Below are 11,382 nucleotides of genomic sequence, written 5' to 3'. Positions count from 1 at the left end.
ATCTTTGCTGCAAAGGACCGCAGCATGCGTTTTATTCGATTTTTGGGGATACTGATTTTGATTCTGGGTCTGTATTGGCTGGCTAAATACCTTTATTTCAAACCCAAATACAAAGCCGGTATTGATGCGCCCGGATTTGAGTTTGTCAATCTTGCCGGGGAAACAAAAAAACTAAGTGATTTTCAGGGCCAGTATGTACTGATAGATTTTTGGGCGAGTTGGTGTGGACCATGCCGGGCACAAAACCCCAAGATCCGGGAACTCTATGCAAAATACCATCATGCTGCGTTCAAAGATGGAAGCGGATTTGAAGTGATTAACATTGCCATAGAGGGAGATCCGGAACGATGGAAACAAGCCATTAATCAAGATGGTCTGGACTGGCCCAACCATTTTACCGACGGAGAAAATTTTCAGGGCCCGGTAGCTAAACGATACGGTATCCGGCAAATTCCCACTTCTTACCTGGTGAATCCAAGTGGTAAAATTGTCGCGGTAAATCCTGATATTGAATTTATTAGCACTTTTTTTGACAGACGTATGACATCATGACTGCCAAAATGACTGAATATCCAACTTGGCAGGCAAATTGATAGGAGCTATGTGGAAAAAACGTAGAAATATGAGCAAGGATCCGCAAGAAACACCGGACACACAAAATGGAACCGAAGCCACCATGCCAAATCAGGATTCCGCCCAGGAAGATGCCGATTTGAAGCAGAAAGGAAAGAAAAACAAAGCACAGGATTCGCTGCAGGAAGAACTGGATGAGTTGAAAGACAAATATTTGCGCCTGTTTGCCGAATTTGACAATTATAAAAAACGCACCATCAAGGAGCGCCTGGATCTGATGAAAACAGCAGGTCAGGAAACCATCCAATCCCTCTTACCGGTATTGGATGACTTTGACCGTGCCAAGAAAAGTGCTGAGGATAACAAAAGCGCAGAAGTCTTCTCGGAAGGTGTCGCCATGGTGTACAAAAGGTTGTATCATATCCTGGAACAACAGGGTTTAAAGGCCATGGAATCCAATGGTGCCGATTTCAACCCCGAACTGCATGAGGCCATCTCTGAAATTCCTATGGGTGAAGCAATGAAAGGAAAAGTGATCGATACCGTCGAGAAAGGGTATACATTGAATGACAAAATAATACGGTACGCGAAAGTAGTGGTAGGCAGTTAAGACCGTCACAGACGCAACCATCCATATTTTTATGGCGAAACGAGATTATTACGAAATACTTGGTGTTGAGCGCACTGCGGATGAGATAACCATCAAAAAATCCTACCGTAAGATCGCAATGCAGTTTCACCCGGATAAAAATCCGGGCGATAAATCCGCTGAAGAGAAATTTAAAGAGGCCGCAGAGGCCTATGAAGTCCTGAGTGATAAGGACAAAAAGGCACGCTACGACCGTTACGGCCATGCCGGGGTCGACCCCAACATGGGTGGCGGCTTTGGTGGTGGAGGTATGACCATGGAAGATATCTTCCGTCAGTTTGGAGATATTTTTGGTGATTCACCTTTCGAAGGATTTTTTGGGGGTTCAAGCCGGGGTTCACGGCCTAGTGGGCAAAAAGGTTCCAATCTTCGCATCAACGTCCCGCTGACCCTGGAGGAAATAGCAACCGGCGCCACCAAGAAGATCAAAGTAAAAAAGCAGATCCAATGTTCGACCTGCTCGGGCACCGGAGCGAAGGATAAGTCCTCTGTGCGCACCTGTGGCACCTGCAACGGTTCCGGTTATGTTCGTCAGATCCGGTCCACTTTCCTTGGTCAGATGCAGACGACGGCACCATGTCCCACCTGTAATGGTACCGGACAGACCGTTTCTGCTTATTGTGGCACCTGTAAAGGTGATGGCCGTGTCTATGGAGAAGAGACGCTGGAAATAGAGATCCCGGCTGGTGTCGAAGAGGGCATGCAGTTATCGATGCGTGGAAAAGGCAATGCCGGAAGCAAAGGAGGACCCAGCGGGGACCTGCTGATCAGCATCACCGAACGACAGCACGATTTTCTGGAGCGCGACGGCATGAACCTGGTGTATGAGTTATTCCTCAATTTTGCCGATGCCGCCTTGGGAAGCTCGGTGGAAGTTCCGACGCTGCAGGGACAGGTAAAGATCAAAATCCCTGCCGGCACCCAAAGCGGTAAAATATTCCGGTTGAAAGAAAAAGGATTACCGGTGGTCCAGAGTTATGAAAAGGGAGATCTGTTAGTCCATGTCAATATCTGGACGCCCAAATCCCTCTCTGATGAAGAGCGTAAATTGCTGGAACGTATGCGTGAGTTATCCAACTTTGATCCTAAACCGGGAAAAGGTGAACGTGGCTTTTTTGAGAAAATGAGAGATTACTTCAGATAAATGAATCCTACCAAAAAGATCATTACTGCATTATCACTGTTGGCGATTTTAACGGGCTGCGGATCCAAATACATCTATAAGGAGGCTGTTACCATAGCGGAGAGCGGCTGGTCCTATCAGGATACAGTTTGTTTTCATTTTACCATCAATGATACCTCTGCTCATTACGATTTCTGGTTGGATATTGATTATGATGCCAGCTATGCATACCAGAACATCTATACCCAGTTCCATACGACCTATCCGGATGGTACCACGAAGGATCAGACCTTGTCGCTTGAACTAGCCGATAAAAATGGTTTGTGGAACGGTACTTGCCGGGGCGACCGGTGCTCAATCCATATACCCCTGCAGACGAATGCCTTTTTTAATCAGGCAGGAGCGTATACCATCTGTCTGGAGCAATACATGCGGGAATCACCCATTGCAGGCATCCACAAAATCCAGCTGGCCATAGCTCCAGCGGCAGCAATACAATAATTACCTCGATAAGAACATCGATCGCTTACTCTCCAGATCACGGAAATAAGGATCGCGAAGACTATCAATAAAATAGATGGCTTCTCCCGTGGATTTCATCTCCGGGCCGAGATTCTTGTCCACATTCGGAAATTTCTCAAAGGAGAATACCGGAACCTTAATGGCATATCCGTTCAGGATGTTTTCGAAATGATAGTCCTTTAACGTCTTGTGCCCCAGCATCACATGCGTTGCTGCATTCAGGTAGGGTACATTATAGGCTTTGGCGATGAATGGAGTGGTACGGGAGGCACGGGGGTTGGCTTCGATCACATACACTTTATCATTCTTGATGGCAAACTGGATATTGATCAGGCCTTTGATCTTAAGGGCCAGTGCCAGTCTGCGCGTGTATTCAACCATGGTTTCGATGACCAGGGGACCCAGGCTGTAAGGAGGTAATACGGCAGAACTGTCTCCGGAATGGATACCGGCCGGCTCGATGTGTTCCATAATACCCATTACATGGATGTCCTCACCGTCACAGATGGCGTCGATTTCTGCTTCTTTAGCTCTTTCCAGGAACTGATCGATGAGGATCTTATTGTCCGGAAGGTGTTTAAAGATGTCCAGGGCGGTGTATTCCAGCTCCTGATCATTGATCACAATACGCATTCGCTGTCCACCCAAAACGTAAGAAGGCCTGACCAGCAGAGGATACGGGATGGTATTGGCGACATCCAGCGCTTCATCGACATTGGTGGCCACCCCGAATTTGGGATACGGAATCTCCAGCTTTTTGAGCAATTCGGAGAAGGCGCCACGGTCCTCGGCCAGGTCCATATCGGGGAAGTCGGTACCGATGATCGGGATACCTTTTTCATGAAGTTTCTGGGCGAGCTTAAGGGCGGTCTGGCCACCCAGCTGGACGATAACGCCCACCGGATTTTCCAGTTCGATGATCTCTTCCAGATGCTCCCAGTAAACTGGTTCAAAGTATAGTTTGTCTGCTACGTCAAAGTCGGTTGAAACGGTCTCCGGATTGCAATTGACCATGATGGCTTCATAGCCCGCTTCTTTGACCGCCAATACGCCGTGCACACAGCAATAGTCGAATTCAATGCCCTGACCGATGCGATTGGGGCCTGAGCCCAGGATGATCACTTTTTTACGGTCACTGGGAATGCTTTCATTTTCGCTTTCAAACGTGGAATAGAAATACGGGGTTCTGGCTTCAAATTCTGCCGCACACGTATCCACCATTTTATAAGCACGCCGGATACCGAGTTTTTTACGATAATGGGTTACTTCTTCTTCTTTGATCCGCAGCACCCAGGCTATCTGGCCATCCGAGTAGCCCATTTTCTTCAGGTCCAGAAGAAACTCACGCGGAAGATCTTCTGCCACATTGTAGCGCTGCAGTTGTTCTTCTATCTGAACCAGCCTGCGGATCTCACGCAGGAACCACGGGTCAATTTTGGTTAGCTTATGGACCGTTTTTGCCGGGACGCCCAGGCGCATGGCATCTTTTACCCTGTAAATGCGGTCGTCACTTACTTTTTCAAGTCGTTCTAAAATATCAGCGGTACGGATCCACTCCTTCATATCGGCACCCAGGCCCATGCGGTTATTCTCCTGCGATTGGCAGGCTTTCTGCATGGCCTCCAGGAAAGTACGGCCGATTGCCATTACTTCACCCACCGATTTCATCTGCAATCCCAGGGTGTGATCGGAACCATAAAATTTATCAAAATTCCATCTTGGCATTTTGACGATCACATAATCAAGGGTCGGCTCAAAGAAAGCAGAAGTTGTTTTGGTGATCTGATTTTTAAGCTCATCGAGATTGTACCCGATCGCAAGTTTAGCAGCGATCTTGGCAATCGGATATCCGGTTGCCTTACTTGCCAGTGCCGAAGATCTCGAAACCCGGGGATTAATTTCGATGACCAGTAGTTGTTCGGTAGCCGGATCCAGGGCAAACTGTACATTACATCCGCCGGCAAAATTGCCGAGAGAGCGCATCAGTTCGATGGCATCGTCCCGCATTTGCTGAAAAGCGGTGTCCGACAAGGTCATTGCCGGCGCAATGGTGATGCTGTCACCGGTGTGGATACCCATTGGGTCCAGGTTCTCAACCGTACAGATGATGGCGACATTATTGCCATTATCGCGGAGTAGTTCCAGCTCAAATTCTTTCCATCCCAATACGGCTTTGTCGATCAGGACCTCATGCGTCGGTGAAGCATCCAGTCCACGGCGCAATGCTTCATCAAAGTCCTCCGATTTCATGACAAAGCTTCCTCCGGTACCTCCCAAAGTATATGAAGGCCGTATGACCAGAGGAAACCCGATCTTTTGTGCAGCCTCTTTACCTTCCAGGAATGAATTGGCGATCATCGAAGGAGCTACTTCCTGACCCAGGCTAATGACATGTTTCCGAAATTCTTCCCGGTTCTCAGTCAACTCGATGGCGTTGATATCGACGCCAATCAGTCGCACGCCGTAATCCTTCCAGATCCCTAGCTGATCCGCTTCCTTCGCCAGATTGAGAGCTGTCTGTCCGCCCATGGTAGGCAACACCGCATCGATCTGACGTTCTTTCAGGATCTTCTCCAGGCTTTCAATGGTCAATGGCAAGAGGTACACGTGATCCGCCGTAACCGGATCGGTCATGATGGTAGCCGGATTCGAATTGATCAGGGTCACCTCAATGCCTTCTTCCCGTAAGGACCGGGAAGCTTGAGATCCGGAGTAATCAAACTCACAAGCTTGACCAATAATGATAGGGCCACTACCGATAATGAGTACCGACTTAATTGAGTTGTCTTTTGGCATGGTAAGCGAAAATTCGTGCAAATATAGGCACTGTGGCAGGTTAACCAAAACATGAATTTGGAAATTGGCTCACAGCATTGGTGAATGTAACCAGAATCAGGGCTCTCAATTTACCGGAAAGGAATCCATTCAAATCATGGATGACCTCAAAGGTAAGGTTTGTAAGACGAAGGAGCCAGTGATTCAGGTATTTTCAGGGCAGACGAACTTATGTCTTTACATCCAGGCAAGATGGCTGGATTCTACCCGGTAGAGCAGATAATTCATCAATCGCTGAGCAAGATCAAGGGGCAAATAAGGCACTTCAAGACTACCGGAGGCGGTGGAAATGGCTAAGGACGCTAATTGGTGTGATTGCTGATAAGGGCTCTGTTTTAGCCGGACAGCCTGAATTTTATAGAGAGGGATGAAATCTTCCTTGACTTCCCAGAAACCATGTTTGAGGTAAAGGGCAAAATCATTGAGGCCAATGCGCCAGCGCCGCACAACAATACCTGCCCACCACCATACCAAAGGAATCCAGATCAGGAACCACAGCCCGGGAAGTCCATCCTGCTGATAACCCAGCAAGCCCAGCAAAATACCGGGAAGGATCCCAAAATACAACCACAGCCTGCCACGATAATGACTACTGACCTGCACATAATCCATCGTCTCAAACCATTCCCGCGGAAATGTGGTGTCTCTTAATGCTTCCAGGGCTTCCCGGTAACAACCCGGTATTTGATTGGTTTTTTTAGCATTTTCCTGCTGGCTGCTGGCCTGATAAATACGCAACTCAAACAGTCTGAAGATTCGTTTGATGGGATTTTGTGACCACTGGATACGCTGGATCTTCTGCCGGTGGATGAACGACTGGTGCCGGGTAAATAATCCGGACTCCAACTGGATACCATCTCCGGCAATCCAGACTTTTTGCTGATAAAACCGGATCACTGTACGGATGAGGGTAATGACGAAAGTAATTAATAGCAGGAAAGGCAAGACCATGAGGAGGAAGATCACATAAGAAGCACTGGCTTGTCCGATCTGTCCCTGAACCCAACTGTACAGATCGAAGTTGATGAGTTCCTGAATATCATCCAGAAACCCGATGCCAAAACCGATGATCAGCAAGGCGGTCTGGATATGATTCTGGCTGACACCTATCTTAATCAGGTCGGCAACAGAGAGCCGGATAAGGGGGCGCAGATGGCCAAAATCTGGGGTTTGTTCCGACGGGGATCGTTTTTCGTCTGTTTCTTTCCCCTGCAGGGATTTCTTTTTCTGCAGCAGGAAGAATTTAATTTGTTCGGCAACGCCCTTATCCAGTGCATCGATAGCAATCTCCTTTTTCTTGGAACCTGCCGTGTCAATTTCCAGTTTGACCACCCCAAATAACTGGTGGATAATCTTCTGTTCGGTATTGATGGTTTGAATACGATCAAACGGCACGGTGATTTTTTTCCGCTCGATCAATCCCTTCTCAATGACCAGATCCGAATCGGTGACGTAATAATAATACCTGAAATAGGAGATCAACGATCCGATGACGGATACCAGAGAAATGCCGATACCAATGTATAGGTAAACCGGATCACCACTCTGACCAGTCGTACGGCCACGAACCACATAAATCAGCAGAATCGGCCAAAATGCGGAGAGGATCCGTCGGATGAATTCATACAGAATGACCAAAATGGCAAGCGGAGACTGGCGATGAGGTGTGCGAAGATCCAGAGATTCACTCTTCCTCATCCCGGGCGATTTTCCTGGTGATAAAGTCCCGGAGCTGGTGTGCCGTCTTTTCCGGCAGGCCCCCTATCTTCAAATCGGACGAGGAACCACCGGCCGTAAAGACCTCCAGGGTGCTCAGATCGAACATACGCTCGATCAATCCCTGGGAGACTTCGCTATGCTGGATACGATTAAAAGATATGGCAGTCCATTTCCGGAACAGCCACCCGGAGGTATAAACAAGGTCGTGCTGACGGACGGCATAGCCCTTATAAGCAAAATTTCGATAGGCTATGATGATCTGGGCACCGACAAATAGAAGGAATAAGGCGCCGGTCATCCCGATCCATTTTAATGCTAAACCATTGAAGGCAATATAAATGATCAATCCAACCAGCAGAACCGCATTAAACAGCAATACCCGGAGGATCATGATTTGCCGGTATTCCGGATGCAGTGGTTGATACTCCAGGAATTCCACCTTGGGTAGCTCATCGGGAGAAATGGTGGTATTGGAAAACATAAGGATATCCTTTACGCTAAAATAATTGCATCGACCTGCTTAATGAAGAAATCCGGATAATTATCGATAAATCGCAATTACATGGGGGGCACTTCTTCAATGGCTTTTATTTCACCATGGATCAGCGTCAATAAAGCAGCAGCCTCCTTCAATGAATGAATATGATCGCGGACCAGGATCAGATGCTGGGCAGATTGTTTGAGTGATAACTGGTGCTCAACACTGTATTTTGAAAGGTAATAAAGGGTTTTCTTGAAGAATTCCGTTTCGAAAAACAGGGACTGTTGATTGGAAGTAAAATAACAACGCAGCTTATTGGCTTTCAGGGATAACCGTTCAAATCCCAGTTTACGTGCAATCCAGCGTAGCCGCAGACCTTCAAACAATTCGAAGACCGGCTCGGGGACCGGACCAAAACGGTCATCCAGCATTTCCAGGAATACTGCGATCTCCTGTTCGGTTTCCAATTGGTCCAATTCAGTATATAGCCGGAGTCGCTCCTGCACATTACTCACATAGTCGTCCGGGATATGCATCTCCGTATCGGTTTCGATCTGGACATCACGGATATAGTTCTCCTGTTTGGCCAGTTCATCCTCGAAGAGGTCCTTGAATTCTTTTTCTTTTAATTCCTGGATAGCCTCATCCAGGATTTTCTGATACGTCTCGTAGCCGATATCTGAAATAAATCCGGATTGTTCTGCACCCAGCAGGTTACCGGCGCCGCGGATATCCAGATCCCGCATGGCAATGTCGAAGCCACTGCCCAGATCCGAAAATTCTTCGAGGGTCTGCAGTCGTTTCCGTGCATCGGAGGTCAGAACGGATAGTGGCGGGCAAAAGAGGTAACAGAACGCTTTGCGGTTGGAACGGCCCACCCGTCCACGCAGCTGGTGCAGATCACTCAGACCAAAGTGGTGCGCATTGTTGATGATAATGGTATTGGCATTGGGTATATCCAGACCGGTCTCGATGATATTGGTTGATACCAGAACATCGATCTCATGGTGAATGAATGCCATGAGGGTTTTTTCCAGCTGCTTGGGCTCCATTTGACCGTGAGCCATGCGGATATCCAGATCGGGACATAACTTCATTAGCATTGCCTGGATGTCGGCCAGGTTTTTGACCCGGTTGTGAACAAAAAACACCTGTCCGCCACGATTGACTTCATAATAAATGGACTCACGGATCAAATCATCATTAAATACGCGGCGTTCGGTGTGGATGGATTGCCGGTTGGGTGGTGGAGTACGGATAATGGACAGGTCCCGGGCTGCCATCAGGGAAAACTGCAGCGTACGGGGAATAGGCGTCGCGGTCAGTACAAGGGTATCCACATTAACCCGCAGATTGCGGATTTTTTCTTTGGCGGCAACGCCAAATTTTTGTTCTTCATCAATGACCAGCAAACCCAGGTCTTTGAAGACAATCTCCTTATTCAAAAGGCTATGGGTCCCGATGATGACTTCGATCTTTCCTTCATTGATCTTTTCGAAAATCTCCTTCTTTTCTTTGGAGCTTCGAAAGCGGTTCAGATATTCGATGGTAACGCCAAAATCCTTTAACCGTTCGGAGAAGGTGTTGAAATGTTGCAATGCCAGGATCGTCGTGGGTACGAGGATGGCCACTTGTTTTCCATCGGCTACTGCTTTGAATGCGGCCCGGATGGCGACTTCCGTTTTTCCAAATCCCACATCCCCGCAGATCAGCCGGTCCATAGGATAAGCCTTTTGCATGTCTTCTTTGACATCTATGGTAGACTGATATTGATCCGGGGTGTCTTCGTAGATGAAAGAAGCCTCCAGCTCAGTTTGGAGGTATCCATCCGGAGGGAAGGCATGTCCGGGCGCAGCCTTGCGCTTCGCGTACAGTTGGATCAGTTCTTTGGCGATATCTTTGATCTTGCGCTTGGTCTTGCGCTTGATGTTATTCCAGGCGTCCCCGCCGATACGCGATAGCTGGGGTTCAGTTCCTTCTTTACCAACGTATTTTGAGATTTTATGCAGCGCGTTGATGCTGACATAAAGGACATCGTTGTTTTTATAGATCAAGCGGACGGATTCCTGGGTCCGGTCATTGATGGTGATCTTTTCGAGCCCGGAATAACGGCCAATGCCATAGTCAATGTGGGTTACAAAATCGCCCGGCTCCAATTCCCGGAGCATGCGCAGCTTCAGCGCCTGTTCCTTGGAGAACCCTTTGCGAAGATTGTAGCGATGGTAACGTTCAAAGATCTGATGATCGGTAAAACACACCACTTTCTGGTCCCGGTCTATAAAGCCCTGATGGATCGCCTGGGTGATCGGGTGAAAAACGAAATTGGCATTCAGATCGGCAAAGATCCGGTAGAACCGCTCAATCTGTTTGGTGTTTTCAGTAAAGAGGAAGATCTCCATGCCTTCCCGCTCCAGTTTTTGCAATGCGCTTATCAGGAGGGAAAAGTTCTTGTTGAAGCTCGGTTGGGGATCGACCTGGATGGGTACGGACTGGATCACCCCAGCCATGGCGTCCGGTGACAAATAGATCTGGTGGTAATGGCCCACTGCTTCCATGATCTCATGTGGAAAAATAAAGGTGCGGTCCTGAAAAAGCTGGGTTGCTTCCACACCTTCGTCACCGGAACGATAAATCCTGGCGAATGCGCCGAGCTTTTCAAAGCAGAATTGCAAGCGGTCAACGAGGTATTCGGTATCCTGCAGCCAGATCACCGTATTTTCCTGGAGGACTTCCAGCAACGATACTTTTTGTTCCGGTGTGAACTGTGAGTTAAGGTTGGGAACCAGGCGCAAATGCTTCAGGGAACGTACCGACAACTGGGAAAGAGGATCAAAAATCCGGATGTTCTCAACCTCTTCATCAAAGAGTTCGATACGGTACGGATGCTCGTTTCCAAAAGAAAATATATCCACGATCCCTCCGCGTATCGAAAACTGGCCCGGCTCATAGACGAAGTCCGTTCTTTCAAACCCGTTGTTAACCAGGATCTCAATCAGAAAGTCCAGATCAATTTGATCGTTGACACTGAGGTCTATGCGGGACTTGCGGAGCAGATCCGGATGCACTACTTTTTCGAATAATGCCTCCGGGTAGGTTACGATCAGCTGACCGGATGATTCGGCAGCTATTTGATGCATGGTCTCGGACCTGGTAAGTACATTGGTCCGGTTGACATGTTCAAAATTCAATGGATATTTAAACGAGTCTGGGAAGAAATAAGTGGTTAATTCGGGGAGGAGGCTGGCCAGGTTATTCTGTACATAAGCGGCTTCTTCTTTATCGCGGGCTATATACAAATGATTCCAGTGCCGATTTTCCAGGGTAAGCGCTGAAAGGTAGAAGGCATCAACAGAGCCGACGATGCGGTGCAGATGCAGTCTTCCGGGAGAATTTTGATTCAGGAATTCCTGCAGACGCCGGACAATGGCGGTCTGCCGGTAGATATTCAGTAGCCGCTGCAGATTTTCCACGGGGGCAAAG

Annotated in this window: 8 protein-coding genes; 4 read left to right on the top strand and 4 right to left on the bottom strand. The window is 48.1% G+C overall.

Annotated features, from left to right (window positions below; genetic code table 11):
* Positions 1-24: 24 nt before the first annotated feature.
* The 4 genes from H6570_19835 to H6570_19820 all read left to right on the top strand — a co-directional run bounded on the left by H6570_19835 (position 25) and on the right by H6570_19820 (position 2,846).
* Complete coding sequence (locus H6570_19835) at positions 25-552, top strand: TlpA family protein disulfide reductase (protein MCB9321541.1); 528 nt, start codon at positions 25-27, stop codon at positions 550-552.
* 70 nt (positions 553-622) lie between these two features.
* Positions 623-1,183 carry a nucleotide exchange factor GrpE gene (locus tag H6570_19830; GenBank protein ID MCB9321540.1) on the top strand — a complete coding sequence of 187 codons (561 nt, stop codon included), beginning with the start codon at positions 623-625 and terminating at the stop codon, positions 1,181-1,183.
* 31 nt (positions 1,184-1,214) lie between these two features.
* Positions 1,215-2,366 carry a molecular chaperone DnaJ gene (gene dnaJ, locus H6570_19825; protein ID MCB9321539.1) on the top strand — a complete coding sequence of 384 codons (1,152 nt, stop codon included), beginning with the start codon at positions 1,215-1,217 and terminating at the stop codon, positions 2,364-2,366.
* Complete coding sequence (locus tag H6570_19820; GenBank protein MCB9321538.1) at positions 2,367-2,846, top strand: gliding motility lipoprotein GldH; 480 nt, start codon at positions 2,367-2,369, stop codon at positions 2,844-2,846. It begins immediately after the preceding gene.
* On the opposite strand, the gene carB is transcribed toward H6570_19820, so the two are convergent.
* The 4 genes from carB to mfd all read right to left on the bottom strand — a co-directional run bounded on the left by carB (position 2,847) and on the right by mfd (position 11,372).
* A complete protein-coding gene (gene carB, locus H6570_19815; GenBank protein MCB9321537.1) occupies positions 2,847-5,663 on the bottom strand; it encodes a carbamoyl-phosphate synthase large subunit in 2,817 nt (938 codons plus the stop codon). It abuts the gene before it with no gap.
* Between the two features lie 216 nt (positions 5,664-5,879).
* Entirely contained in the window at positions 5,880-7,400 is a 1,521-nt protein-coding gene (locus tag H6570_19810) for a PH domain-containing protein (GenBank protein ID MCB9321536.1), read from the bottom strand.
* Entirely contained in the window at positions 7,387-7,902 is a 516-nt protein-coding gene (locus H6570_19805) for a PH domain-containing protein (protein MCB9321535.1), read from the bottom strand. The genes H6570_19810 and H6570_19805 overlap by 14 nt, the downstream gene beginning before the upstream one ends.
* A gap of 77 nt (positions 7,903-7,979) precedes the next feature.
* Entirely contained in the window at positions 7,980-11,372 is a 3,393-nt protein-coding gene (gene mfd, locus H6570_19800) for a transcription-repair coupling factor (protein ID MCB9321534.1), read from the bottom strand.
* Positions 11,373-11,382 lie beyond the last annotated feature (10 nt).

It is taken from the genome of Lewinellaceae bacterium, from assembly GCA_020636135.1.
Classification (GTDB): Bacteria; Bacteroidota; Bacteroidia; order Chitinophagales; family Saprospiraceae; genus JAGQXC01.
This window is presented reverse-complemented; position numbering and strand designations above follow the sequence as displayed.

Coding starts and splice junctions, on each gene's coding strand:
- H6570_19810 (MCB9321536.1), bottom strand. CDS start 7,400: ATGAGGAAGAGTGAATCTCTGGATCTTCGCACACCTCATCGCCAGTCT.
- carB (MCB9321537.1), bottom strand. CDS start 5,663: ATGCCAAAAGACAACTCAATTAAGTCGGTACTCATTATCGGTAGTGGC.
- H6570_19820 (MCB9321538.1), top strand. CDS start 2,367: ATGAATCCTACCAAAAAGATCATTACTGCATTATCACTGTTGGCGATT.
- H6570_19805 (MCB9321535.1), bottom strand. CDS start 7,902: ATGTTTTCCAATACCACCATTTCTCCCGATGAGCTACCCAAGGTGGAA.
- H6570_19835 (MCB9321541.1), top strand. CDS start 25: ATGCGTTTTATTCGATTTTTGGGGATACTGATTTTGATTCTGGGTCTG.
- dnaJ (MCB9321539.1), top strand. CDS start 1,215: ATGGCGAAACGAGATTATTACGAAATACTTGGTGTTGAGCGCACTGCG.
- H6570_19830 (MCB9321540.1), top strand. CDS start 623: ATGAGCAAGGATCCGCAAGAAACACCGGACACACAAAATGGAACCGAA.